The organism is Micromonospora sp. NPDC049175 (genome assembly GCF_043197345.1).
In the GTDB taxonomy this organism is placed as follows: Bacteria; Actinomycetota; Actinomycetes; order Mycobacteriales; family Micromonosporaceae; genus Micromonospora.
Genome location: NZ_JBICSY010000001.1, coordinates 513477 through 539665, shown reverse-complemented (window position 1 = coordinate 539665; position 26189 = coordinate 513477). Strand labels below are relative to the sequence as shown.

General features: G+C 70.5%; 21 protein-coding genes. 6 read left to right on the top strand and 15 right to left on the bottom strand.

Annotated features, from left to right (window positions below):
• Positions 1-13: 13 nt before the first annotated feature.
• The 8 genes from ACGFH8_RS02160 to ACGFH8_RS02125 are packed head-to-tail and all read right to left on the bottom strand — an operon-like array spanning position 14 to position 8265.
• Positions 14-1249: an iron-containing alcohol dehydrogenase gene (locus ACGFH8_RS02160; protein WP_393362088.1), complete on the bottom strand. Its 1236-nt coding sequence runs from the start codon at positions 1247-1249 to the stop codon at positions 14-16.
• Entirely contained in the window at positions 1242-1394 is a 153-nt protein-coding gene (locus tag ACGFH8_RS02155) for a hypothetical protein (protein WP_393362085.1), read from the bottom strand. Before ACGFH8_RS02155 ends, ACGFH8_RS02160 begins: the two co-directional genes overlap by 8 nt.
• Positions 1391-2851, bottom strand: coding sequence for an NAD-dependent succinate-semialdehyde dehydrogenase (locus tag ACGFH8_RS02150; RefSeq protein ID WP_393362083.1), 1461 nt, complete (start codon positions 2849-2851; stop codon positions 1391-1393). The genes ACGFH8_RS02155 and ACGFH8_RS02150 overlap by 4 nt, the downstream gene beginning before the upstream one ends.
• A 57-nt stretch (positions 2852-2908) precedes the next feature.
• The gene (locus ACGFH8_RS02145) at positions 2909-3985 is read right to left on the bottom strand and encodes an ABC transporter ATP-binding protein (RefSeq protein WP_393362081.1); all 1077 of its coding nucleotides are present in this window, start codon (positions 3983-3985) and stop codon (positions 2909-2911) included.
• Positions 3985-5052: an ABC transporter ATP-binding protein gene (locus ACGFH8_RS02140; protein ID WP_393362078.1), complete on the bottom strand. Its 1068-nt coding sequence runs from the start codon at positions 5050-5052 to the stop codon at positions 3985-3987. The genes ACGFH8_RS02145 and ACGFH8_RS02140 overlap by 1 nt, the downstream gene beginning before the upstream one ends.
• Positions 5052-5963 (bottom strand): carbohydrate ABC transporter permease, encoded by a 912-nt coding sequence (locus ACGFH8_RS02135; RefSeq protein WP_393362076.1) that lies wholly within the window; start codon positions 5961-5963, stop codon positions 5052-5054. The genes ACGFH8_RS02140 and ACGFH8_RS02135 overlap by 1 nt, the downstream gene beginning before the upstream one ends.
• Positions 5963-6871, bottom strand: coding sequence for a carbohydrate ABC transporter permease (locus ACGFH8_RS02130; protein ID WP_393362073.1), 909 nt, complete (start codon positions 6869-6871; stop codon positions 5963-5965). The genes ACGFH8_RS02135 and ACGFH8_RS02130 overlap by 1 nt, the downstream gene beginning before the upstream one ends.
• Positions 6872-6909: 38 nt before the next feature.
• Positions 6910-8265, bottom strand: a complete 1356-nt coding sequence (locus ACGFH8_RS02125) for an extracellular solute-binding protein (protein ID WP_393362070.1) — start codon at positions 8263-8265, stop codon at positions 6910-6912.
• Between the two features lie 361 nt (positions 8266-8626).
• On the opposite strand from ACGFH8_RS02125, the gene ACGFH8_RS02120 reads away from it, so the two are divergent.
• From ACGFH8_RS02120 to ACGFH8_RS02110, 3 genes are all read left to right on the top strand, one after another.
• A complete protein-coding gene (locus ACGFH8_RS02120; protein ID WP_393362067.1) occupies positions 8627-9370 on the top strand; it encodes a GntR family transcriptional regulator in 744 nt (247 codons plus the stop codon).
• A gap of 81 nt (positions 9371-9451) precedes the next feature.
• Positions 9452-10021, top strand: coding sequence for a DJ-1/PfpI family protein (locus ACGFH8_RS02115; RefSeq protein ID WP_393362064.1), 570 nt, complete (start codon positions 9452-9454; stop codon positions 10019-10021).
• A gap of 19 nt (positions 10022-10040) precedes the next feature.
• On the top strand, positions 10041-10874 hold the full coding sequence (locus ACGFH8_RS02110; protein ID WP_393362061.1) for an alpha/beta fold hydrolase: 834 nt from the start codon (positions 10041-10043) through the stop codon (positions 10872-10874).
• Between the two features lie 72 nt (positions 10875-10946).
• On the opposite strand, the gene ACGFH8_RS02105 is transcribed toward ACGFH8_RS02110, so the two are convergent.
• Positions 10947-11405, bottom strand: a complete 459-nt coding sequence (locus ACGFH8_RS02105) for a MarR family winged helix-turn-helix transcriptional regulator (protein WP_393362059.1) — start codon at positions 11403-11405, stop codon at positions 10947-10949.
• A 180-nt stretch (positions 11406-11585) separates the two neighbouring features.
• On the opposite strand from ACGFH8_RS02105, the gene ACGFH8_RS02100 reads away from it, so the two are divergent.
• Entirely contained in the window at positions 11586-13058 is a 1473-nt protein-coding gene (locus ACGFH8_RS02100) for a DHA2 family efflux MFS transporter permease subunit (RefSeq protein ID WP_393362055.1), read from the top strand.
• 41 nt (positions 13059-13099) lie between these two features.
• On the opposite strand, the gene ACGFH8_RS02095 is transcribed toward ACGFH8_RS02100, so the two are convergent.
• Together ACGFH8_RS02095 and ACGFH8_RS02090 are read right to left on the bottom strand one after the other, a co-directional pair.
• Positions 13100-14428 carry an amino acid permease gene (locus tag ACGFH8_RS02095; protein WP_393362052.1) on the bottom strand — a complete coding sequence of 443 codons (1329 nt, stop codon included), beginning with the start codon at positions 14426-14428 and terminating at the stop codon, positions 13100-13102.
• A gap of 204 nt (positions 14429-14632) precedes the next feature.
• Positions 14633-17845, bottom strand: a complete 3213-nt coding sequence (locus ACGFH8_RS02090; protein ID WP_393362049.1) for an ATP-binding protein — start codon at positions 17843-17845, stop codon at positions 14633-14635.
• 140 nt (positions 17846-17985) lie between these two features.
• On the opposite strand from ACGFH8_RS02090, the gene ACGFH8_RS02085 reads away from it, so the two are divergent.
• Entirely contained in the window at positions 17986-18600 is a 615-nt protein-coding gene (locus tag ACGFH8_RS02085) for an alpha/beta fold hydrolase (protein WP_393362046.1), read from the top strand.
• 74 nt (positions 18601-18674) lie between these two features.
• On the opposite strand, the gene ACGFH8_RS02080 is transcribed toward ACGFH8_RS02085, so the two are convergent.
• From ACGFH8_RS02080 to ACGFH8_RS02065, 4 genes are all read right to left on the bottom strand, one after another.
• Positions 18675-19880 carry an esterase-like activity of phytase family protein gene (locus tag ACGFH8_RS02080; RefSeq protein WP_393362044.1) on the bottom strand — a complete coding sequence of 402 codons (1206 nt, stop codon included), beginning with the start codon at positions 19878-19880 and terminating at the stop codon, positions 18675-18677.
• Between the two features lie 131 nt (positions 19881-20011).
• On the bottom strand, positions 20012-21355 hold the full coding sequence (locus ACGFH8_RS02075) for a M1 family metallopeptidase (RefSeq protein ID WP_393362041.1): 1344 nt from the start codon (positions 21353-21355) through the stop codon (positions 20012-20014).
• Positions 21352-25260 carry a Pls/PosA family non-ribosomal peptide synthetase gene (locus tag ACGFH8_RS02070; protein ID WP_393364429.1) on the bottom strand — a complete coding sequence of 1303 codons (3909 nt, stop codon included), beginning with the start codon at positions 25258-25260 and terminating at the stop codon, positions 21352-21354. The genes ACGFH8_RS02075 and ACGFH8_RS02070 overlap by 4 nt, the downstream gene beginning before the upstream one ends.
• A 214-nt stretch (positions 25261-25474) precedes the next feature.
• The gene (locus ACGFH8_RS02065; RefSeq protein ID WP_393362038.1) at positions 25475-25729 is read right to left on the bottom strand and encodes a three-helix bundle dimerization domain-containing protein; all 255 of its coding nucleotides are present in this window, start codon (positions 25727-25729) and stop codon (positions 25475-25477) included.
• A gap of 172 nt (positions 25730-25901) precedes the next feature.
• On the opposite strand from ACGFH8_RS02065, the gene ACGFH8_RS02060 reads away from it, so the two are divergent.
• Positions 25902-26066, top strand: coding sequence for a hypothetical protein (locus tag ACGFH8_RS02060; protein ID WP_393362036.1), 165 nt, complete (start codon positions 25902-25904; stop codon positions 26064-26066).
• Positions 26067-26189: the final 123 nt, after the last annotated feature.

Here is a 26189-nt window from a genome sequence, read left to right as displayed (position 1 = left end):
GTGAAAGGGCCGGTCACTGTCTCTGCACGGCGTCGGGACGGCGGGTCCGGTCCCCGGCCCAGGCCGCTTCGAGGATCGCGGTCAGGCTGGCGGTGTCGCTCGGGCCCGGATGGTTCTGGATCAGGCGGGTGACGCCACTGGCCATCTCCGCGAAGCGCGGGAGGTCGGCGCGTGCCACGCCGATGTCCGCCAGGGTGGGAGGGATGCCGATGTCGGCAAGGAGCCCGTCGAGCCAGGTGAGGAACGTATCCGCGGCCTCGGCATCCGAGGCGTCGGCCACGTCGAGCCCGCACACCCCGGCGAGGATGGCCAACCGGTCGCTGATGGCATCCCTGGCCGCGTCCAGCGCGTAGGGCAGGAGCAGCCCGACGCCCAGGCCGTGCGGCGTGTGCGTGGCCGCGCCGATGGGGTACTGGAGAGCGTGCGGGGCCGCGTTGCCCGCGTGGGAGAAGGCGAGCCCGGCGAGCATCGACCCGTAGGACATGTCCGCGCGCGCGTCCGTGTCGCCTCCGTCCCGGACCGCACGACGCAGGCTGCGGGCGATCCGCTCCGCGGCCAGGAGCGCGTAGTGGTCGGTGATCGAGTTGCGGCCGAGGAACACCTGCTCCACCGGGTCGCGCGGTCCGTGGGCCCGGGGTCGCGCGGTGTAGCTCTCCACCGCGTGACAGAACGCGTCGATGCCGGAGTGGGCGGTGACCGTCGCCGGGCAGGTGTAGGTGAGCTCGGGGTCGACGATGGCGAAGTCGGGCACGATGTGGACGCTGGAAACCCCCACCTTCAGCTCACGGTCCGGGTCGGTCAACACCGAGACGGGCGTGAGCTCGGAGCCGGTGCCTGACGTCGTCGGGACCGCGACGAGAGGAATCGTCGGCCCCGGCACCTTCGACTCGCCGTAGAAGTCGCGCGGCGACCCACCGTGGCGTCGGATGACGCCGACGATTTTGGCGAGGTCGATCACCGTGCCACCCCCGATGGCGAGGATCACGTCCGCGTCCACCTCGGCGGCGGCCGAGACGGCCAGGGCGACGTCGGCGAGCGGCACGTCCGAGGTCGCGTCGGAAAACACCTCGACGACTCCGACCTTCTCCCGCACGGCGGCCACGATCTCGGCCACGCCCGGCTGCCCCAGGAGAACCTGGTCGGTCACGATGAGGACGCGCGAGCCACTCTCGGCCACCACTCGTGGGATGTTCTGCGCGACCCCTTCGCCCACGATCAGCTGGCGTGGTCCGCGGACGGTCTCAAGCATGTCGGTGCCTCTCCGGAACGTCGGCGGCGATGTGCGGGGCGGACGTCCAGGTCACCTGCGCGACCCCGAGGGCGTCGGCAGGGTCGGCCAGCGGGTTCGTGCCGGCCGTGGCCCGGGTCGCGTCCGCCGGGTGGGGTCCGGTCACGGTAGGTCGATCGCCGCGTAGGTGAGGTCGAGGTACTCGAGGATGCCCTCGTGCGACCCCTCCCTGCCGATCCCGGACTGCTTCACGCCTCCGAACGGAGCGGACGGGTCCGAGATCAGACCACGGTTGATGCCGAGCATCCCCGTATCCAGGCCCTCGGCGAACCGCAGCGCCCGCTGAAGGTCACGGGTGAAGATGTAGCCGACCAGGCCGTACTCGGTGTCGTTGGCCTTCGCCAGCACCTCGTCGTCGGACGTGAACGAGACGATCGGCGCCACCGGGCCGAAGATCTCCGCCTCCAGCATCCGCGCGCCCTCGGGCACGTCGACGAGGACGGTGGGCGGGTAGAAGTAGCCGGGCCCGTCCGGACGCTCACCGCCCACCAGGACCCGCGCGCCGCGCTCGACCGCGTCGGCGACGAGCTCGTCGATCTTGGAGACCGAGGCCTCGTCGATCAACGCCCCGACGTCCACGCCGTCGTCGAGTCCGTGGCCCATCGACAGCGCGCCCATCCGCTCGGTGAAGCGCGCCGTGAACTCCTCGCGCACCGGCTCCTCGACGTAGATCCGGTTGGCCGCGATGCAGGACTCCCCGATGTTGCGCATCTTGGCAACCATGGCACCGTCGACCGCGACGTCCAGGTCAGCGTCGGCACACACGATCAGCGCCGCGTTGCCGCCCAGTTCCATCGAGGTACGCAGCACGTTGTCCGCCGCCTGTCGGAGCAGCACGCGCCCGACCTCGGTCGACCCGGTGAACGAGAGCTTGCGGGTCCGACTGTCGGCCAGCAGTGCGGAGACCACCGTGCCGGAACGCTTGGTGGTCACCACGTTGACGACGCCCGGGGGAACGCCGACCTCCTCCATGATGCGGGCCAGGAGCAGCATGGTGAGTGGCGTCTGCCCCGCCGGCTTGGTGATCGTCGTGCAGCCCGCGGCCAGCGCAGGAGCGATCTTGCGGGCACCCATGGCCAACGGGAAGTTCCAGGGCGTCACGAAGACGCACGGTCCGACCGGCTTCGGCACGGTGAGGATGCGATAGCCACCTCCGGGAGCGGTGCTGTAGCGCCCCTCGACGCGTACCGCCTCCTCGGCGAACCAGCGGAAGAACTCGGCGCCGTAGGCCACCTCACCCCGGGCCTCGGCGAGCGGCTTGCCCATCTCGAGCGTTATCAGCCGGGCGACCTCCTCGGATCGCTCGGTCAGTGCCCGGTACGTCGCGGTCAACAACTCCGACCGTCTCCGTGGCGGGGTCGCCGCCCACTCCGCCATCGCCCTGCTCGCCGCGTCCAGAGCGGCGAGCCCGTCGACGACGTCGGCGTCCGCCACCTCGGCGATGGTCTTGCCGGTGGCGGGGTCCTCGACGGCAAAGGTGGCTCCGCTCGCGGCGTCGCGCCAGGCGTCGCCGATCCGGAGCCGCCGGTGCTCGGGGGCCAGGACGTTCATCGGGTCACTCACTGCGTCGCCTCCGGTGATCTTCGTGGTGCCAGGTGCGGGCGCATGTCGACACACGCCCTAGCGTCCAGCCTCGGACAGCGACAGCCCGGTGTCCGCGTCGAACAGGTGCGCACGGTCCAGGTCGACCGTGACCTGCAGCCGCTCGCCCGGCGTACCGGTGACTGTGGGTCGTGCCTTGACCTTGACCATCTCGGTCCCCACTCGGACGTCGACCACCGTGCGGTCACCGAGCGGCTCAAGCCCGTAGAGTTCCCCCGCCAACGACGCGTCCCCGCGCTGCTCGACGGACAGGTCCTCCGCGCGCAGGCCCAGCAGCAGGGCACGACCGTCCTCGGCCGTGGTCCAACGGGGCCGCGGCAGCGTCCAGCCCTCGGCACCGACCAGACGGTCTCCCTCGGCACGGCAGGCGAGCAGGCTGATCGGTGGGCTCCCGACGAATCCGGCGACCCACTTGTTGGCGGGACGTTCGTACACCTCGGTCGGTGTTCCGACCTGTTGCACAGTTCCCTCCTTGAGGACCGCGACCTGGTCGGCCATGGACAGGGCCTCGACCTGGTCGTTCGTCACGTAGACGAATGTCGCGCCGAGGCTGCGGTGGATGCGGGTGAGCTCGGTGCGCATCTCGACGCGGAGTTTGAGGTCGAGGTTCGTCAGCGGCTCGTCCATGAGGAACGCGCGTGGGCTACGGACCAGCGCCCGGGCCAGGGCGACACGCTGCATCTCACCGCCCGACAACTGTGCGGGTCGACGCCGCAGCAGACGTTCGATGTGCAGCAGGTTCGACATCTGCTCGACGGCAGCGGCGATCTCGCTCGACGAACAGCGCCGCGCTCGCAGCGGCGAGGCGATGTTCTCGTACACCGTGTGTCGCGGGTAGAGGGCGTAGCTCTGGAAGACCATGGCCAGGTCGCGCGCGGCCGGGGTGTCACCTGTCGCGTCCCTCCCGTCCAGGTGCACCGATCCGGCGTCGAGCTTGTCCAGGCCGGCGATCGCTCGCAGGGTCGTCGTCTTGCCCGCCCCGGAGGGTCCGAGCACGACGAAGAACGCGCCGTCCGGCACGTCCAGCGTCACCCCGTCCAGGGCCTGGACTTTGCCGAAGGACTTGCGCAGCCCTTGCACTGCAACGGTTCCCATCAGGCCACCAGCTCTTCCGTGCTCACGTCGTAGACCGCCGGGGTACCACCGGTGTGCCGTAGCCCGACCTTCGCGTCAGCGGCGAAACGGACAGTCGGTGGCATCCGAACCCGGACGTCGCGCTGACCGCTGTGGTCGACCACGTAGATGATCTCGTCGCCCAGCCACTCCGCCGAGACCACGCGGGCCGGGACCGACCGTTCCGCCCCTGGTGCGGTGACTTCCAGCGCCTCCGGTCGGACGCCCGCGACCAGGCGACGGTCGCGCGACAGGCCCGGCGGTGGCGTGAGGACCAGTCCGCCCTGGCCGCGTAGCTCACCGTCGGCCACCTCGACCTCGATGAGGTTCATCGGCGGTGAGCCGATGAATGCGGCGCAGAACAGACTCGCCGGACGGTCGTAGACCTCCAGGGGTGTGCCGATCTGCTCGACGCGGCCCTTGTTGAGAATGGCGATCCGGTGACCGAGCGACATCGCCTCGACCTGGTCGTGGGTGACGTAGACCATCGTCGCCCCCAGTTCCCCCTGCAGGTGCTTGATCTCCGTGCGCATGTCCGCTCTCAGCTCGGCGTCCAGATTGGTGAGCGGCTCGTCCATGAGGAATGCGCGCGGTCGTCGTACCAGGGCGCGAGCGAGCGCGACGCGCTGCTGCTCCCCGCCGGACAGCTGACGCGGTCGCCGGTCCAGGAGCGGACCGAGCCGCATCAGCCGGGCGGCCTCGTCGACCCGCTTGTGCACCTCGGCCTTGGGCAGTCCCTCGGCACGCAGTGGGAACGCCAGGTTGTCGCGGGTCTTCAGGTGCGGGTAGAGAGCGTAGAACTGGAACACCATGGCGATGTCGCGCTCGGCGGGCGGCAGGTCGTTGACGAGCGTGTCGCCGATGCGGATGTCGCCGGTCGTCTGCCTCTCCAGGCCGGCGATGGCCCGCAGCGTGGTCGTCTTGCCGCAACCCGAGGGGCCGAGCATCACGAACAGCTCGCCGTCGCCGATGGACAGGTCCACGTGCTCGACCGCGACCGTCCCGTCGGGGTAGCGCTTGTGCAGCGCGGTCACCTCGATGCCCGCCATCAGCGACGCACCGCCCCGAGCGTGACGCCGGCGATGAGGTGCTTGCGCACCAGGTAGGCGAAGACGAGCACCGGTAGGGCGAACACCACGGACGCGGCGGCCACGAGACCCCAGTCCGTGGTGGTGCCACCGATGAGGCCGGCGATGGCGGGTGGAGCCGTCCGCACGTTGTCGCTGGAGGTGAGGAAGATGGCGAACACGAACTCGTTCCAGGAGAAGATGAGCGCGAAGACCGCCGTCGCGGCGATCCCGGGCACGAGCAGCGGCAGGGTGTATCGCCAGAACGCCTGCAACCGGGTGTAGCCGTCGAGCATCGCGGCGTCCTCGTACTCGGCCGGCACCTCGTCGACGAACCCCTTCATCATCCAGATGGTGAACGGGACGTTGAACGCGGCGTAGATGAGGATCAGGCCGAGCTTGCTGTCGATGAGCCCGACCTGGCGGTACATGAGGAAGATCGGGACCACGACCACCACGGGCGGCATGAAGCGGGTGGACAGGATGAAGAACAGTTGGTCCTTCTTGGCCTTCAGGGTGAAGCGTGAGTAGGCCCAGGCCGCCGGCACCCCCAGCACGGTGGCCAGCACCGTGGAGACCCCGGCGACCACGACGGAGTTGAGGAACGCGACGGACACGGCCGACCGGCCGCCGCCGGGCGCCACGAACACGTCCTTGAAATGCTCCATGGTGACGCTGAAGCCGAAGAACTTGGCCGGGATGGCGTAGACGTCCCGGTTCTCCTTGATGGACGTCTCGATCATCCACAGCACCGGAAAGAGCATCACGACGGCCAGCACGATCAGCAGCGCGACCTCCAGCCCGGAGCGGCCCCGGCTGCCAAGGCGGCGCGCGGGGGGCGTGTGATCCGCGGCCGGACCTGTGGCCACGGCCTCGTCGACGGAGACGGCCATCAGCCCTCCTTGAGCTTGTTCAGATAACGCAGGTAGAGCTGCGTGAGGACGATGACGACGAGGACCATGAGGATGCCGTACGCCGAGGCGGTCCCGGTGTTGAAGCCCAGGAACGCGACCTTGTAGACGTGGAACGACAAGGTCTCGGTGGAGACACCCGGACCGCCGCTGGTGAGGATGTAGACGAGGTCGAACAGCCGGAAGGCCTCGATGGCCCGGAACAACACGGCGATGAGGAGCAGCGGCCACACCAGCGGAAGGGTGATGGTGCGGAACCGGAACCACTCGGACGCCCGGTCGATCGAGGCAGCCTCGTACAGGTACTTGGGAACCGCGGTGAGGCCCGCGAGCGCGATGAGCATGATGAACGGCGTCCACTGCCAGGTGTCGACGACGATCAGGGAGACAAGTGCCGTCCGCTGCTTCGTGAGCCACTCCACCTGCCCCAGGCCGAGCGAGCCGAGCATGCTGTTGATCACGCCGAACTGCGCGTCGAGCATGAATCGCCAGAACAGCCCGACCACGACCGGCGACAGCATCATCGGCACCAGGAACAGAGTGGTCAGCACTCCCCGCCCGCGCGTACGCCGGGAGATCAGGTAGGCGATGGTGAAACCGAGCACGGTCTGCAGGCCGACCGCGCCGATCACGTAGATCAACGTCGTCAGGGCCCGCTGGTGGACCTGCGCCGACGTCAGGATGGCGGTGTAGTTGCCGAAGCCGACGAAGTTGGCGGGCCCCCCGCGGGTGGCCGAGTAGTCGGTGAACGACAGGTACAACGCCCACAGCAACGGGAACACCGACATCGCGAGCAACAGCAGCAGCGCGGGGGAGATGAAGGCCACGGCGAGCCCGCGATCGCTCAGCCGGCGGGACCGACCCGGTGCAGGTGGCGTCGCGGACGCCACCTGCCCGGGGTGTTCGGTCGTCAGAGGGACAGAGTCACTCACAGTCCGCCGCCGCCCTTGCGGCTGCTGGAGTCGAGCACGCCCTGCTGCTCCTTTGCGATGTCGTCGAGCGCGTCCTTCGGCTTCTTCGCACCGTTGAGAGCCGCGTTCACGTTTGTGTTCTCGATGTTGACCAGGCGCGCGTACTCGGGCACGTTCCACATGTCCCGCATCCGCGCGACCGAGTCGGTGTACACCTGGTTGAACGGCCCGGCGTTGAGGAACTCGGGCGACTCCAGGGCGTCCGTACGCGATGGCACGCCACCGGCCGCGGCCCACTTCTTCTGGACATCAGCCTGCTCGAACCACTTCATGAAGTTCAGGGCCTCGGCCTGGTTGGCCTTCGAGGAGTACGCCGAGACGTGCATCCCCATGCCGCCGAGCGGGACCAGGTTCGTCTTCTGGGTCGGCAGGGTGGCGAAACCCAGCTTGTCGAGGATCTGCGCCCGCGTGGTGCCGAGCGTCGACTGCTTCGGATCGAGCAGGCCGCCGCTGGCGGCGATCCAGTTGAACGCGATGCAGGCCTTGCCCTGGGCGACGGCCGCGTTCACCTCGTCGATGAACCAGTTGCCGGAGCCCTTGGCGGTCAGCGGCTTCATCTTGTTGACCAGGACGTCCATCGCCTCCTGGCCCGCGGCGTCGTTGAGGACGCCGTCGATCTTGCGAGTCTTGGAGTCCCAGAGGTTGCCGCCGTAGACGCCGTTGACCGTGTTGTAGGTGACGGCCGCGGCGTCGGAGCCGTTCGCCTGGTGGAAGGCCAGCCCGCTGACGCCGGGGTTCTCCGCCTGGCACTTCTCGGCGGCTGCGATCATCTGGTCCCAGGTCTGCGGTGGCTTGTCGCCGATCAGGTCCTTGCGGTAGATCATCGTCCAGGTGTCACCGAGCAGCGGCAGCCCGTACAGGCTGGCGTTCTCGTCGCGCTTGCCGGTCTCCGCCTGGGGATACTGGCCGTAGGCGGCCAGGAGGTACGGGTTGTAGGCAGTGACGTCGATGTTCTGCTTGACGAAGTCGGTGAGGTCGAGGATGTTGCCGTTCGTCACGGCCTCGCCGATGTGCTGCGAGTCCAGGATCGCGATGTCGAAGTCGGTCTTGTGCGCGGCGAACTGGGTGAACATCGCGTCGTGCCAGTTCGCGTTCGGCACGGTGTTGACCTTGATGGTCGCGTTCGGCCGTTCCTTCTTGTACTCCGTGTTCGCGAAGGTCTCCAGTGCCTGGGCGGGGGGCCAGTCGAACCAGATGAAGCTGAGGGTCAGCGGGTCCTTGGTGAGCTCCGGGACGGTCGCCGGCGCCTTCGGGGCGCTCGCCTTCGCGTCGTCGTCCTTGCTGTCGCCGCAGGCCGCCACGGTCGTGGCCATCAGCAACAGGGCCGCCGTCGCCAGCCGCACCTTTCGGCCGGGAACGGATGTTCGTCCTGTTCGGTGTGGATGCCGCATTCTCTTGCCTGCTTTCTGGTGGTGGGGGACTTCTAAGCCTCGCTATGCGCTTCGCCGAGCAGTTGCTGGGTCGTTCAAGCGTGTTACCGGGCTGTCGCGGGGCCGACCCGCGAACCGTCGTCACGGGATCGATGTGGAGCGATGGCGGGTGGAGCCGCGATGGTGCAGGATGGCGAGCATCCGGCACTTTTCCTATACGATCCAGTGGGGGCGTCAGCATCCCGCAGCGTTGTGACTGATGTCAACAGGTTCCCGAAGGCGCAAGAAAGGACCTCAGGTCACGATGGACGAGGAAGCGATGATCGCTCCGGGCCGTAGGGCCGTAACGGGTGGAACGCCGCCGGGCAGATCCGGCGGCCGGCTTGCCGACGAGGTGTACGACACGCTGCTCGGACAGCTGATGTCGCTACGGATCGAGCCCGGATCCCGCGTCACGATCGACGTCCTGGCGCGCGAGCTGGGGGTCTCGCAGACACCGATCCGAGACGCTCTGAACCGCATGGAGGCCGAGGGGCTGGTCGTGCGTGTGCCCCATGCCGGCTACCGTATTCCGCCCCAGATCACCCGTCACCGATTCGAGGACATGCTCGAGGTTCGCCTGCTCCTCGAGCCGGCGGCGGCACGCAGATCCGCCGAACGCGCATCCTCGGCGCAGGTGGCCGGTCTACAACGGATGCTGGAGGAGATGGCGGAGCTGGAGGGAGGCAGCGGGCACGCGGCCTACGGCGCCTTCGGGCTACGCGACGCCGCTTTCCACGACCTCGTCGCCCTGAGCGCGGAGAACCAGGTCATCCGTGAGGCGCTCGCTCGCCTGCACAGTCACGTGCACCTCTTCCGGCTTCACCACGACACCCAGGTCACCCACCTGGCCATGGCCGAGCACGAGGAGGTGGTGGCCGCGATCGCCGCGCGTGACCCGGACGCCGCCGCCTACGCGATGCGTCGGCACATCCTGCGATCGGGCGAACGTTTTCGACGATTGTTCGACGAGGTCAGGGACGCGGAGGGAATGGCGGTAGAGGCTTGACGGGCGGGCTGGGCCGAGGAATGCTATCAATCGATCGGATCGGATTGGATTTACCCCACCCCCAGACGCGAGGAGAAGCAGGTGCCCAGAGCGCTGCTCCTGACCGGCGACGCCGCCGAGGAGCTCGACACCATGTATCCCTACTATCGCGTGCAGGAGGGCGGTTGGGACGTCGAGGTCTCGTCCCGGACGTTGCGTGACGTGCAACTGGTCATCCACGAGTTCGACCCCAACTCCGACGCCTACGTGGAGAAGAACGGCCGGAAGCTGCCGGTCGACGTGCCCTGGGCCGAGGTCGACGTCGAGCGCTACGACGCCCTCATCATTCCCGGGGGGCGTGCCCCCGAGTGGATTCGGGTCGACGCCGACGTCCGGCGCATCACCGAGCACTTCTTCGCTCGCAACCTCCCCATCGCGCTCGTGTGCCACGGCGCGCAGGTGCCAGCGGTGTACGGGCTGCTCAAGGGTCGTAAGACTGCGTGCTTCCCGCCCATCACCGGCGACATGGAGAACGCGGGCGCGACGGTCATCGACGCTCCCGACGTCGTGGACGGCAACCTCGTCTCCTGCCGGGGATGGCCCGACATGCCGCAGTTCGGCAGGGCGATGATGGAGCTCTTCTCGAAGTCGGTCGACTCCGCATCGGCATGAGCACGACTGGCCTGCCCCGGTGACGGCACTTCGGACTGTCACTGTCGACGGCTCTCCCGTCCAGGTCCTGGAGGGCGGCACCGGGCCCGCGGTGCTGATGCTGCACGGCTCCGGACCCGGCACGACCGGGTCCGGCGCCTGGGCACCGACGGCGCAGGCGTTGGGCGCGTCCTGGCGCGTGGTGGCTCCCGACCAGGCGGGGTTCGGCCGTACACCTGTCCCGACGGGCCTCCGGGGCGGGCTTCGACTGTGGACGGAGCAGGCCGCCGCCCTGATGGATGCTCTCGGTATCGAGCACTACGCCGTGGTGGGTCACTCCATGGGCGGTGCCGTGGCGTTGGCGTTGGCCGCCGCCCGCCCCCAGCAGGTCACAGGTGTCGTGGCGGTCTCGACGATGGGCGCCCCCGGGGCGCCGCTGTCCGCCGACCTCGACGCGCTCTGGGCCGCCCCCGCCGGCCCGCTCGGGGCCCGAGACATGCTGAGCCGCCTCCTCTTCGACCAGGCGCTCGTGACCGATTCGGCAGTCGAAGCCCGTGCGACCGCGATGCGGGCGGGGGAGGCCGCGTTCGCGTCGTTGTTCCCTCCACCCAGGGCACGATGGGTCGACGATCTCACCCTCTCGGCGCAGACGCTGGCAGCGGTGCGCGCGCCAGTGCTGCTCGTGCACGGCGCCGAGGACCGCGTCACCCCGCTCGGGACGGCAGCCCGGCCCCTGCTCGAACACCTGGCCGATGTCCGTCTGCACGTGTTCGGCCGATGCGGGCACGTGCCGGCGATCGAGCACCCGCAGGAGTTCAGGGAACTGCTGTCGTGCTTCCTCCGCCGCCCGGCGCGCGGGCTCGTACCCGGGTAGAAGTCGCCGGTTCGCCGCGAAGGCGGCGGTCTTCCGCACGGCAACCACGCGGGTGGCTGCCTCGTCCCGGTCTCAGGTGTCGGCGGGCGCGGCGACCGGGCGGGTCAGCCGCGCCACCACGGATGCCAGCCGGTCGTCGAAGGCGGCGGCGTCCAGTGCGGCACCGAGTTCGGTGCGGCTGACCCGGGTGGCCGCGGCGTGCCGCTCGGTGCCCAGGTCGGTGATCTGGCAGTAGACGCCGCGGCGGTCGTGGTCGCAGCTGACCCGGGCGGCGAGTTGCTTGGCGGTGAGGCGACTGACCAGGCGGCTCATCGAGGACTGGTCGAGGGCCACCGCGTCGCTGAGGTCCTGGATGCGCATGCCGCGTGGATTGCCGCGGGTCAGCTCGTCGAGCACCAGCAACTCGGTGAGGGTGAGGTCGAACTCCCGCACGAGGCGCTTGTCGAGGGTCTGGCCCAGGCGGCCGGTGAGGACCGTCAGTTGCCGCCACAGGTCGAGCACGTCCGGCTGCCCGCCGCGTCGTTCCGCCATCCCGACCGCCCTCCAAGTCGTCGCCGTACATCTTACACGTCCATGTACACGCATTCATTCTTCGTAAGGCCGGAGCCCAGGACGCGGCCGGCTAGGGCGTAGAACGCTTAAAAATGTCTGCACCTACATGTATTCTGTGCGCGTCAATCCGGATTGCGCACCCGCTCGGAGGTAACGACCATGGCCAGCGACACCAGCGCGCCCCAACGCGCTCCCGGCGACAGGCCCGCTGTTCCGGATGCCGACCGCCTCGATCCCGCGTTCCTCAAGATGGCCGGAGTCCTGCTGCTGGCACTGCTCATGGCCCTGCTGGACGAGACCATCGTCAACGTCGGGGTGGACCGCCTCGGCACGGTCTTCGGGACCACGCTGCCGACCATCCAGTGGGTCACCGCCGGATACCTGCTCGCCGTCGCGGTCGCGACCCCGATCTCCGGCTGGGGCGTGGACCGGTTCGGCGTCCGTCAGGTCTGGGTGTTCTCGGTCGTCCTGTTCACCATCGGTTCGCTGCTGTCCGGACTGGCCTGGTCGGCCGGCAGCCTGATCGCATTCCGCCTGCTCCAGGGGCTCGGCGGCGGAATGATCTTCCCGGTCGTGCAGGCCGCCATCGCCCGCGCGGCGGGCCCGGCCAGGGTCACCAAGGCGATGGGCCTGATCTCGATCCCGCTGACCGTCGGGCCGGTGTTGGGTCCGATTCTCGGCGGCTTCTTCGTCGACGACATCAGCTGGCGTTGGATGTTCCTCATCAACCTGCCGGTCGGTGTCATCGCTCTGCTGCTCGCGCTCCGGACGCTGCCGGCCGACGCGCCGGACCCCGCAGCGCCGCGGCCACGCCTCGACGTCATCGGCCTGGCCCTGCTCTCACCCGGCTTCGCGGTGCTCATCTACGGGCTCACCACCGCGGCCCACCGTGGCGACCTCGGCGATCCGGCGGCGGTCACCGCCTTCGCCGTCGGCGCGGCACTGCTGCTGGCGTACGTGCTGCACGCCCGCCGCGTGACCGAGCCCCTGATCGACGTACGGCTGTTCACCCGGCGCGGTTTCACGATGTCGGTGGTCACCATGCTGCTCGTCGGGGCGGTCGCCAACACGCTGCTGTTCCTGACACCGCTGTACTACCAGCAGTCACGCGCGTTCGGAGCCCTGCACGCGGGCCTGCTCATGGTGCCCTCGGGCATCCTCGGCGCCGCAGGGGCGATCTCCGTCGGCAAGGCCGGCGCCCGGCTCACCGCCCGCGTGACCGCTCCGATCGGGATGCTGCTCGCCGCGATCGCCGCGCTGGTGCTGTCCGGCGTCGGTGACCACACCTCGACGGCCCTGACCGCGATCGCCTTCGGCGTCGGTGGCTTCGGCATCGGCTTCACCGTGCCCGGCCTGATGGGGTTCATGTACCTCGCGGTCGGCCCCGACGACGCTCCCCGGGCCACCAGCGCCCTGTTCATCCTCAACCAGATCGGCGGGTCGTTGGGCATCGCGGTGGTCGCGGTCGCATTGCAACAGCGGCTCAGTGACACCTCGGGCTTTCCCTCGCAAGCGTACGGCCGAACGTACTGGCTGGTGGCGGGCTTCGCCGTGGTGGCGGGGCTCGCCGCAGCCCTCCTACCCGGGCCGTGGCGGACCCCGCAGCAGCAACGACATCGCCCTCTTCGGTGAGCGGCGCGGCTGCTGACCGGAGAGGGCGACGTCGGTGCGGGTCACCGCCGTGGGCGTGTGCGCCGTACCGTTCGGGTCAGCGCGTACGTCACCATGATCGCCACCACGGTCGGCGCGCCGACCGTCCACGCGACCCGGAACGTCTCGACGAACAGCATGCTCACGACCACCGCCGCCATCGCGACCGCCGCCGCCGCGCTCGTGCGCCAACCGCCGGGCAGTGCCAGCGGCGACCGGCGCGTCTCGTCGGCGGTGCGCCGGCGGCGGAAGGCCACGTGGGTCGCGAAGATGAGCACCCAGGTCGTGGCGACGCCGAACAACGCGATGCCCAGCAGTTTCGCGAACGCGTCGTCGGGCGAGACGAGCGACACCGCCACCGCCAGGGGGAGCCCGATGGCCGACGCGGCGACCGCGTTCACCGGCACGCCGTGGCGGTTGACCCGCCTCGCCCAGGCGGGCGCCTGGCCGTCGACCGCGAGCGAGTGCAGCGTGCGGGTCGACACGTAGAAGACCGTGTTGAGGGCCGACAGCGCGGCGGTGAGCACCACGAAGTTCATCACCGCGGCGGCGGCCGGCAGCCCGGTCCATTCGAAGACCAACACGAACGGGCTGGTGGTGAGCGCGCCGTCCGGCGCCCGGCCGACGGCCTGCGACACCGAGACGATGACCACCATGCTGAGCAGGTAGTACAGGCATACGCGCAGAATCGTCCCCCGCGCGGCGCGTGGTAGGTCGCGTCCGGGGTCGGCCGACTCGGCGGCGGTCAGCACGAGCGCCTCGGTGCCACCGAAGCTGAATGTCGCCACGATCAGCGCGACCACGAGGCCGGTGAGTCCGTGTGGCAGGTAGGACGGCGCGTCGGTGATCGCCGACAGGCCGGTCGCCGGCCGGTCGGGCAGCCCGACGGTGACGAGCACGGCGCCGAGGACGAGGAACACCACGATCGCGGCGACCTTGATGGACGAGAACCAGTATTCGACGGTGCCGAAGGCTCGCACCGGAAACACGTTGACCGTGATGATCGCCGCGGCGGCGAGGGTGACCGGGATCCACAGCGGCACCTGCGGCCACCAGTACCGGACGTAGATTCCCACGGCGACGGTCTCGGTGCCGGCGCCGATCGCGACCACACCCCAGTACAGCCAGCGTTGGGTGAACCCGGCGAGGGGGCCGAGGTAGCGGTGGGCGAGCGCGCCGAACCCGTGCAGGTCGGGATGGGCGACCGCCATCTCGGTGGCGGCGTAGGTGAGGGCGATCGCGAGGAGTCCGCCGACGACGAAGGTGACAAGCACGGCCGGGCCGGCCATGGAGACGGCAAGTCCGGAGCCGAGGAACAGCCCGGTGCCGATGACCCCGCCGATCGTGAGCATCCCGATCTGGCCCGACGTGAGGCCACGGTGGAGCGATGACCTGGTAACAGGAGGTGACATGACCATGTCACCATGCAAACAAGCTGGTCGGGGCCGGACAACGAAGGAGAATACGCAGAACGTCAGGCAGGATCGGTGCCGTCGGTAGAAGCCGGACCTCCACCAGATCTTCGGAGGTGGTCCTCGGCGTCGGGCAGCGCGGACCTATCCGGGGATCGTCGTGTGGTCGATCGACGGCTCGGCGAGTTCGCCGAGGAGACGTTCGGCGCGCCGGGCGAAGAGCAGGGCCCCGCAGGCGGTGGAGTGGGCCCCGGCGCGTTCGGCCGCGGCCCGGACCACCGCGAGGGGTTCCCCCCGTGCCTGCGACAGGCGCGCCCGCAGCAGCAGGAGCAGCCCTTCGCCGTAGCGCTGGCCGTGCTCCCAGACGGCCTGGTCGGCCCGGTCGAGGGCGGCTCCGGCCCGGTCCGGGAGGCCGGCCGCCAGCCACATCTCCGCGATCAGAGCATGGTGGTAGGCGATTCCCCACTGTGGCGGGTCCAGCAGATTGGCGGCCAGCAGTGCCTCGGCCTCGGCGGCGACACCGGCCGGGTCGTCGCCGGTGAGAGCCCGTGCCCAGCACCAGCTCTGCCTGATGTAATGGTCGATCTGGGATTGGAGGCGGGCCAGCCCGGCGGAGACCCAGCGCTCGCCGGCACGTCTGGCCAGCTCCGCGTCACCGGCCATGGACGCGATCATCGTGGTGTAGTAGACCCAGACCGCGGCCGCGTACGGATCACCCGGGGTGTCCCAGGTATCGACGAAGGCCAGCGCCGACTCGACGTCACCGTGCAGCGCGGTCATCACGGCCCGCCATCCGGGTCCTTCCCCCGGAATGCTGCCGTCGCGCCGCAGCGGGGTTTCCTCGTCCGGCACGGAGGGGTCGCCGTCCTCTCCGGCGAAACAGCGGTACGCCTCGCCGATGTTGCCGAGGTCCCAGTGGTACAGGCCCCAGGCCTGTCGCCCGTATCGTCGGGCACCCGGATCGGAGGACGTCTGACCGTACTCGTGCATCCGGCGGGCGAACCGCCCACGATTCCTCTCCAGGCAGGTGTACGCGCCCATCAGGCGGATGAAGGCGAAGTCGGCGGCCTCCGCCTCCCGGGCGAGACCGCGGGCCAGATATTCGGCCCGCTCCAATAGATCGAAGGTCGAGGCGTCGTAGCCGGACTGCCGTCTGACCACGATGGCGAGCAGCGTGAGGGCCGACAGCTCCAGCTCCATGAGACCCGCTGCCCGGGTGATCTGCACGGCGGCACGCAGGTGCCGATTGGCGGACTCGAACGCGAGCTTGGACGCCGCGTAGCGTCCGGCGCGGATCAGCGCCTCGCCGGTGCGATCAGGCTCGGCCAGGGCGCCGGCTGCCCACAGGTGGAAGGCGAGACGTTCGGCGGCGGCCTCGTCGTGGGCGTGGGTCCCTTCGAGGGCATCCGCGACGCGCAGGTGTAGCCGGACGATCTGCTGTTTCGTCGTGGTCTCGGAGACCGACTCGCGCACCAGGTCGTGCGCGAAGCGTATCGAGGACGGATTGTCCGGCCCGGGTTCGAGCAGGCCGAGGGCGTGCAGCGGTTCGAGGCTTTCGAGGCAGTCCGCGACGTCCACGCCGGCGGCGCGCGAGAGCAGCCGCAGGTCGATGTCACGGCCGATGAGCGCGGCGACGTGCAGCAGTTCGCGGGCGTGGTCGTCGAGGCCGGCCATCCGGTCGCGGACGACGTCGCGCACTGTGGACGGAACCCCCGCCGGCGCGGATGCGCCGTCCTCGCTGAGCGCGCCGTCCTCGCTGAGCAACCGGGACAGTTCCCGGACGAAGAACGGGTTGCCGGCGGTACGGGCGTGGATGGCGCGGGCGACGGCGTCGTCGGGATCGTGGCCGGCCTCGTGGCGGATGAGTGCGGTGACGTCGGTCAGCCCGAGCGGGCCGAGTCGGAGCCTACGGTGGCCGGGCAGCCGGCTGGCCGTGGCAAGCACCTGGGAGAGGGCCGAATCGAGCACCGGCGCCCGGTCGCGAAGCGCGCCGAGGATGGCGGTGCCGTCGGGCAGCCGGCCGGCCAGGTGACTGAACAACCGCCGGGAGGCATCATCGGCCCATTGCAGGTCGTCGAGGATCAGGAGTGTCGGTCGTTGTGCCGAGGCGCTTCTGACGAGGGCGACCACCTGCTCGAAGAGCCGGAACCGGGCGCTACCGTCGGGGACCGCCCGGACGGCGTCGCTGCCCGGCCCGAGCAGGATGCCGAGCTCGCTGGCGAGCCACTTCTCCCGCTCCAGCGCGGGCAGACTGTCGACGACCGCGCTCAGCGCCTGCTCCCACGGCCACATCGACGGTGTTCCGTCGCCCTCCAGACAGCGGCCCCAGATCACCAGGGCGCCGTGCTGGTCCGCCATCGTCGCGGCCTCTTCCAGCAGGCGGGTCTTGCCGACCCCTGGTTCGCCCTCGAGGATGCCGATGGCCGTGCCCCCGGCGACGGCACTCTGCACGGTGCGTCGCAGCACGGCGAGTTCCTCGGTCCGGCCGACCAGACCGACCCCGGTGGTCACCCGGACCTCGCCCGCCGTGTCCACTGACGACGGCGACACCGACGGCTGGGCCAGAACCCGCAGATGTGCCTCCGCAAGTGCCGGACCCGGGTCGACGCCCAACTCGTCGGCGAGGCGGTCGCGGACCGCACGGAAGACCGCGAGTGCCTCCGCCTGGCGGCCTGCGGCACCGAGGGCACCGACCAGGCCGGCGTGCACGGGTTCGTGGAAGGGCGCCATCGATGCGGCAAGTCGCAGGGCGCGAAGCACCCGCTCCGGTCGGCCCAGGGACACCGCCCGCTCGGCGGCGGCCGAGCAGGTGTCGTAGAACTCGTCGTCGAGCACGGTGAGGGCGGCCGCCGCGCTCGTCCCGTCGGCGATCCCGCCACCTGCCGGGCCGTGCCACAGGCCGAGCGCACCGACATAGTGGTCGAGCGCCGCTTCGTGGTGCTGTGCCGAGGCGGCCGTGGCCGCGCCGACGAGTCTTCGGAAGGTGACGAGGTCCAGCGTGCCGGGGGCGGCGACGAACAGGTAGGAGTTGCCGCGACGGTGCAGGAACGAGCCAGCGCTGCGGGCGGGAAGGTCCGGTTCGAGGATCCGTCGTAGCGCGCCGACGTACTTCTGGATCACGTTGAGGGCGCTGGCGGGGGCGTCGTCGCCCCAGATCAGATCGATCAGCTCGCTCGTGCTGACCGGCCTGCCGACGCGGGCCAGGAGCAGCGCGAGGAGGTATGCCTGTTGCGGGGGGCCGGCGTCCAGCTCGACGCCGTCGCGCCAGATCCGGAGCGGGCCGAGGATCTGTAGGGACAGCGAGGACCGACCAACCGGCGGATCTTCGTCGCCGGGTGGGTCGGGAGGGACTGGCACGGCCACGCTTATCGACCCCGAACCGACATGACAGCGATCGTCGCTTGCGCCCACCTGCACGGCGTACGTGGACCAGTCGATTCTACCGGTTCGGCAAGTCGGCCTTGTTACGTCGAGGTGCGACGGTCGGCGGGTACCCGGTGGTTGCGGCGCCGAATCCGCTGCGCGGCGTCGCCTCCGACGCGGCCGGGGTCCGGGCGCTGCTGGACCGCATCGAGGGGCCGATCGTGCTTGTCGGCCACTCCTACGGAGGTGCTGTCATCTCCACGGCCGCGGCCGGCAGCGCGCACGTGCGGGCGCTTGTCTACCTGGCGGCGTTCGTGCCGGACACCGGTGAGGCGGTCGAGGAGTTGGTCGCCAAGTTCCCGGGCAGCACGGTGAACGAGTCGCTGAAGGTGGTGCCGCTGACCGACGGACACGTCGACCTGTACATCGACCCGGCGGTCTACCACGACCGGTTCGCGGCCGACGTCCCCGCCGAGGACGCGGCCGTGTACGCGATCGCGCAGCGGCCGGCCGCGGCGGCGGCGTTCGGCGAGCCGGCAGCCGGGCCGCAGGCGTGGTACACGATCCCGTCCTACACGCTCGTCAGCGGCGCCGACCTGATCATCCCGCCGGAGACGCAGGAGTTCATGGCGGAGCGGGCCGGGGCCACCGTCCGGGTGGCCGACGGCGCTTCGCACCTGGTCTTCGTCTCGCACCCGGACACCACCGTGGCCCTCATCGACCAGGCGGCCCGCGAGACCGCGAGCTGACGGGTCCGTTCCGCCGGGGCGCCGGCCTGGGACAGACAGTCGACGAGCTGTCCCAGGCCTGCCGTGGAGAAGGGTCAGTAGCGACGCAGGACGCGCTTGTCGGCATCCAGGTCGCGGTCCAGCTTGAGCACGATGAACTCGTTGTTGTCCGCCTGGCCGGCGGTGCGGCCCGAGGACGACGGGAAGTTGTTGTCGTTGAGGACGGCGATCGTACGGTCGTCGAGGATCACCACGTCCTCGATGGTCTGGAACGGGAACGTGAAGGTGCTGCCGAACCCGCCGACGTGCCGCGGGTTGGCGATGTTCATCAGGTCGGCGACAAGTGTCTTGTCGAGGCGCCCGTCCCGGTTCCGGTCGCGCTTGTCGGCCAGGTAGATCCTCTTCACCTTCGCCGTCTCACCCTGGCCGTTGTCCCGTTCGATGATCAGGAAACGGTCCCGGTCGACCATGATCGCGTCACCGATCGCGTGGTCGGCGGCGTCGAGCGCGTAGGTCCAGTGCCGACCGGTGTAGGCGTTGGTCCGGACGTCGAACTCGTTGAGCCGAAGGGTGCCCGTCGGGTCGCCCGCGACCGTGCCCTCGAGCAGCGGATAGAGCGTGCCGCCGTCCGGTGACTGGGCCATGCCCTCGAAGCCCTTGCTGCTGGAGATGTTGGCCGGGGTCGTACCGCGGGTCGGGTTCTCCGGAGCGAACACGCCGGGCAGTGGCACGGGCGCCTGCAGGAGACGACCCGCGCGGTCGAAGTGCAGCAGGTACGGACCGAACTCGTCACCGATCCAGTACGTGCCGTCGGCCGTCCGGGTGATCGACTCGACGTCGAAATCGGCGCCGGTGAGCACGCGGTCGGCACGGGTGAGAGCGAACGGAACCTTGCCGTACGGGTCGGTCAGGTTGATGCCGCCGACCACGTCGACGGCGCCGCCCGCGAAGCCGGGCGCGACCCGCTGGACCCGCAGCAGGAAGTCGGCGCTGTTGGCCTTGTTGCCGAAACCGTTGTCGGACAACACGTCGAAGGTGCCGTCGGTGTTGCGAAGGACGCCGCTGAACCCCTGGACCGGTTGGTCGAGGAACGGCGGGGTGATCCCGTTGATCGGGGCAGTGCCGAGTGCCGCGCCGGAGGGTTCGCTACCGGGAACGAATGTCGCCGCCGGCAGCATGGCGAACTTGATCAACTCGGCTCGGTGCCGCGTGCTCTGCTCGGCCGCGGACGCGGCGCCCGGCAGCGTCAGGATCAGCGCGGCCACCGCAGCGCCCACGCCCACCCGCTTGCGTACTGCCATCAATCCTCATTTCGTGGAGAACGAAGGACCATGGTGATCCGATGGCAAGGTAGAGAGACGCGGTGAACTCGGACTGGCCACAGGGAATCCGCGCCCGGACCGTGCGGTGACCCTTCAACGCGTGTCGGTGGTCAGCGGGGCAACGGGGGCAGCGTCGGGCTGTCGAGCCAGGCGGCGAACAGATCGTCCAGGGGCTCGCGGGCGAAGCGCTGGGCGTGCAGCCGGAACTGCTCGGTCGTGACTGTCGCGTGCTGGTGCTCGGCGACCCACGCCCGCAGGAGCGCGAAGAACGACTCGTCGCCAACCCGCCGGCGGAGGGCGTGCACCGTGAGCGCGCCACGCTTGTAGACGAGCGGGTCGAACATCCGGTTGACGCCGGGATCCGCGACGACGACGGTGCGCGGGCGATCCGCGACCCACGCGTACCACCGGGCGGCCAGGGCGTCTGTCGGCAGGTCGCCGCACACGCCGGACCACAGCCACTCGGCGTACGTGGCGAAGCCCTCGTTGAGCCAGATGTGCCGCCAGTCCGCCACGGTGAGGCTGTTGCCGAACCACTGGTGGGCCAGCTCGTGCACGATCAGCCGTTCGTGCGTGCGCCGGCCGTCGACGTGGTTGCGGCCGAAGACCGCCATGCCCTGCGCCTCGACCGGGTCGTCGAGGTCGTCGTCGGCGACCACGACGACATACTGCGTGAAGGGGTACGGCCCGAAGAGCCGCTGTAGCGCCGCCATGATCTCGCCGTGCCGGCCGAAGTCGTGGGCGACGGTGCGGCGCAGCGCGGGCGGCACCGCGGCGCGCTGCGCCACCTCACCGACAGCCAGGTCCACCATCTCGTAGCGGCCGATCTGGACGCTCATCAGGTACGGCGAGGTGGGCTCGCGCCGCTCGTACACCCAGGTCGTGGTGCCCGCGCCACGGTGCTGTCGCACGGGATCGCCGGTCACCAGGACCGTGTACGGGGAGGGGGTCGTGACCGCCACCCGGAAGGTGGCCTTGGCGCCGGGCTGGTCGTCGCACGGGAACCACGACGGCGATCCGTTCGGCTGGCTGGCCACGAGCACCCCGTCGGTGAGCTCCTCCCACCCGAGGTTGCCCCAGCGGCCGGAGATGGGCACCGGCTTTCCCGCGTACCGGATCTCCACCCGGAAGGTGTCTCCGACGCCGATCGGCCGCTCGGGTTTGATCTGCAGCTTGTCCGGGCGGTGCAGGTACTTCGCCGGGCGCCCGTCCACCCGGACGTCCTGGACGCGGAGCCGACCGAGATCGAGGGTGAACCGCGACAGCGACTGCACGGCCACCGCGGTGAGGTCCGCCCGGCCACCGAGGCGGTTCGTCGCGACCCGGTAGTCGAGTTCGAGGTCGTAGTGCCGCACCCGGTAGCCGCCGTTGCCGTGCTCGGGCAGGTAGGAGTCGCCGGAGCGGTCGGCGCCGGGCGTCGCGCCGCTCGACGTCGACGCCGCCGTCGGACTCACGCCGACCGTGCCGCTGGCGCCGGCCAGGTGGTGATCGGGTTACCCAACCACCGGCTGTCGCACGGCACGGCGTCGCCCCGGGTCACAAGCGAACCGGGCCCGACGGTGGTCCGCGCCCCGATGCTCGCGCCCGGCAGGACGATGCCGTGCGGGCCCAGCGCGGCGCCCGCGCCCAGTGTCACCTCGTCCATGCTCATGACACGATCATGGAACAGATGGGTCTGCACCACACAACCGCGGTTCACCGTCGCGCCGTCGCCGAGGCGCACCAGGTCGTACTCGGGCAGCCAGTACGTTTCCAGCCAGACGCCCCGGCCGATCGTCGCGCCGAGCGTGCGCAGCCACGCCGCCAGCAGTGGCGTGCCGGTCGCGAAACGGACCAGCCACGGCGCGGCGAGGACCTCGACGAACGTGTCGGCGAGTTCGTTACGCCAGACGAAGGAGGTCCACAGCGCGCGCTCGGTGACCCGGAAGCGCCCGACCAGCAGCCATTTCGCGGCCGTCGCGAGGGCGGCGGCGATGATCGCCGCGCCGAGCAGCACCGGCCCGGCGGTGAGCGCGGCCGCCCACCACCCGCCGGTCCGCCACACGAGCGCGAGGACGGCCAGCAGGCCGACCGCCAGGGCGCCGGCGCACATCACCGGAACGATCCGGCACAGTTCGATCGCGGCCCGGGCGAGCTTCAGCCGCAGTGGCGGGTCGAAGGTGCGGCTGGTGTCGGCCGCCTCCACGGTCCGGCGCAGCGGCATCGGCGGCGCGCCGAGCCACGACGAGCCCTTCTTCGCCTTGAACGGCGCCGACGACAACACGCCGACAAGCCCACGCTTGGGCACCGAACGCCCGGGCGCCGCCATCCCGGAGTTGCCGAGGAACGCCTGCTTGCCGATGCGGGCCGGGGCGACGCGCAGCCACCCGTGGCTCAGCTCGTAGGTCGCGACCATCGTGTCGTCGGCCAGGAAGGCCCCGTCGGCGACAGTTGTCATCGCCGGCACCGCGAGCACTGTGGAAGCCTCCACCCCGCGCCCCACCTTGGCGCCCAGCAGCCGTAACCACACGGGCGTGAAGAGACTGGCGTAGAGCGGGAACAGCCCGACCCGCGCCAACCCCATCAGCCGCTCGGTCGTCCACACCTGCCACGCCACCCGCCCCTGCACCTGGTGGTACCCGGTGCGCAGGCCGATGCTGAGCGCCCGGACAGCCCCGAGGATCAGCAGCGCGTAGCCCAGCACGTAGGCGACGCTCGCCACCGCGACGGCGGCCAGCACCGCGCCGACCGTCGGCCGGGCGGCGAGAGTCCAACCCAGCAGGGCGATCGCCGGCAGGGCGGCCACGACCGGCACCAGCCCCAGCAGTTGGGCGGTCAGCGCGTACGCGACCGGCCAGCCGCGCGACCGCAGTCGCGTTCGCGGGGGCCGCTGACCGGGCCACTCGGCGGGATCCTTGGCAGCGGGCGCGGCTGGCGAGCCGGCCCAGCGCTGATTCGCCGGTACGGCGCCGGTCACTGTCGAGCCGGCGGCGATACGAGCGCCCTTGCCGACGCGGGCGCCGGGCATCAGGGTGCTGCGGGAACCGACCCGGGCGCCCGCGCCGACGCGGACCCTGCCGACATGGACGACATCGCCGTCGACCCAGTGGCCGGACAGATCGACCTCCGGCTCGATCGCCGCGCCGCGACCGAGCTTCAGCAGGCCGGTGACCGGCGGCGCGGAGTGCAGGTCCACGTCGGGAGCGATGGACGCGCCGAGCGCCCTGGCGTACGTGGTCATCCAGGATGCCCCGGCGACACTTGTGGCGCCGGTCAGCTCCGCGAGGCGTTCGGCGGCCCACAGCCGCAGGTGTACGCCGCCACCACGCGGGTAGCTGCCGGGGCGTACCCCGCGCAGCAGCAGTCGCGCTCCCGCCGCGGCCAGGGCGATCCGGCCGAGCGGGCTGAACAGCAGAAGCCAGCCCAGCGCCACCCACCACCACGACACGTCAGGCGCCCACGGTGTCGGCACGAGCAGGGTGAGCACGGTGCCGAGGGCGGCCAGGACGGTCAGCCAGCGCAGCCCGACAAGCGCGAGCATCGGCGCCATCAGCGCGGCCTGGATCAGCCCGGCCCGCCTCGGCGTCGGCCGGACCTCCCGACGGACCGCCGCCGTGGTGTCGAGCGCGTCGACCATCGCCGCGAGCCGCGACAGTTTCGGGTGAAGATAGATGTCCGCCACCGAGACGCGGGGGTGCCGGCGGCGGATCCACGCCACCAGTTGCGCCGCGTTCAGGCTCCCGCCGCCGTGACTGAAGAAGTCCGCGTCGGCCTCGGTGGGGCGTACGCCCAGGATCTCGGCCCAACCGCCGGCGAGCCATTCCTCCGTCGCGGTCAGCTCGCCCGCGGTGTCCTGCGGCGTGGCCAGCGGCCAGGGCAGCGCGGCCCGATCCACCTTGCCGGACGTACGGGTCGGCAACTCGTCCACCACGGCCAGCAGCGGCACGAGCGCGGCCGGCAGTTGCTCGCGGATCCGCAGCGCCGCCGACGCGGCGTCGAACGTGACACCGTCGTGCGGGACCACGTACCCCACAAGCAGTTGGTTGCCGGCGGCGGTGCGTCGCACGGCCGCGGTGGCGCCGGCGACGTCGGGCAGCGCCTGGAGCGCGGCGTCGATCTCACCCAGCTCGATCCGGCGTCCGCCGAGCTTCACCTGTTCGTCACCGCGGCCGACGAACAGGAGTCCCTCGGGCTCCGCCCGGACGATGTCGCCGCTGCGGTACGCCCGCTGCCAGCCGAGCGCGGGCAGCGCCGCGAACTTCTCGGCGTCCTTGCCGGCGTCCAGGTAGCGGGCGAGTCCCACCCCGCCGATCACCAACTCGCCGGTCTCGCCCATTGCCACCGGAGCGCCGGAGGCGTCGACCACCGCGAGGTCCCAGCCGGCCAGCGGCAGCCCGATGCGTACCGGCCCCTCGCCGGTCATCCGCGCGGCGCAGGCCACCACCGTCGCCTCGGTCGGTCCGTAGGTGTTCCAGACCTCGCGGCCCTCCACGGCGAGGCGCTGCGCCAGTTCCGGCGGGCAGGCCTCGCCACCGAAGATCAGCAGCCGGACCTCCTCCAGCGCCTCGACGGGCCACAGCGCGGCGAGCGTCGGGACCGTCGACACCACCGAGATGCGCTGCTCGGCCAGCCACGGACCGAGGTCGACGCCGCTGCGGACGAGCGCCCGCGCGGCCGGCACCAGGCAGGCGCCGTGCCGCCACGCCAGCCACATCTCCTCGCAGGACGCGTCGAACGCCACCGACAGGCCGGCCAGGACCCGGTCCTGCGGACCGATCGCCTCGCTGGCCTCGTCGGCGAGGAACAACAGTGCCTCGGCGTCCACGAAAGCCGCCGCCGCGCCGTGGCTGACCGCCACCCCCTTCGGGGTGCCCGTCGAGCCCGAGGTGAAGATGATCCAGGCGTCGTCGTCCGGGCCGGGCCGGCCGTTCCGACCCCCGGGGGTACGACGCAGCGACACCGCCAACCCGTCGCCGAGGACCGCCGCGACTCCCGCCTCGGTGAAGACGAGCTCGGCGCGCTCCTCCGGATCGTCCGCGTCCACCGGCACGTAGGCCGCGCCCGCCGCGAGAACGCCGAGGATCGCCAGGTACAGCTCGGCCGTACCGGAGGAGATCCGGACACCCACGCGGTCGCCGACACCGATGCCGTGCCCGGCCAGCGACCTGCGGACGGCCTCGACCTCGTCGGCCAGGTCGCGGTACGTCAGCGCCGTGGCGCCGCTGTCGAGCGCGGCCGCGTCGGCGTGCGCGCGCACGGAGTCGTCGAGAATGTCGACGAGCGTGCGGCGGGCCGCCGCCGGGGAGGATCGGAACACCGCGGGGACCGCCGGTGCGGCAACGGTCGGCGGCAGCGAAGCCACCTGGGGTTGACTTGTCACGGGCACCCGGCGTTCACCATCTTCGTCTCACGGATCAGCGTCAACCAGGGGTGCGGCATGCGGACCCGCCCTGGGCAGCCCTCAACGCTACGTCGCGTCCGGCCGGAAGAGACGGCGAAGTAACGGCTTCGTGTCCACCACCACAGCGGCCCCTTCCACGAACACCGAACGGCTGCGACCTGCCGCCGACGACCGCACACACCCCGGTCCCCAATCAGGCTGTTTCGTCGTTGCGGGTGTGCACGGGTTTGCCGCCGCCGCGCAGATCCTCCGTCACCTGCTTTTCGGTCAGGGCGACAAGGTGCGAGTCGACGGTCGCCTCCTCCTTGAGGCGTGCGTGCGTCTCGTGAACGCGGGCGGAGAGATCGGCCTCGTCAGCCTCCGGAAATCGTTGTTTCAGCGTCTCAACCTGGCGTCGCAGGGCGATCTCCGGGTCAACGAGGCCGCCACTGGCTGCGGGTTCGGTCATCACACACCTCGCGTCTCATCATCAGTGTCTCCACCTGTGGTGCCCCGAACATCCACTCGACACTCATTCGTTCGCGCAAAGTTCACCTCCGGGTGCAGGCCTTCGCCCTCCGTCGGTGGGACGTTCAAGGAGGCTCATTCCCCTGACGTTTGGGCAGCCCATGATCATTAGTGTGGTCCTCACGCTGACGCTGTTCGGCGCCACGACATGGTCGGCGCTACAGCAACCGTTCGCCCGTCGCCCGGCCTTCCACCACCGCCTTACCGGAGCGCTGCTGGCGCTGAGTCTGGCGGTGGCCGCCGCGCTGATCACGACCGTGCTCGTGGCCCATCCGTGACGGCCGGCTGATCGTCTGTCGGCCGGTCCGAAGCCGACTTGTTCGAGGCGGCCCGCCCCGACGCCACTGGGCCGGGTAACGGCCCGACCGCTGGGCGCGACTCGGGCTTTCCCGTGCGACCAC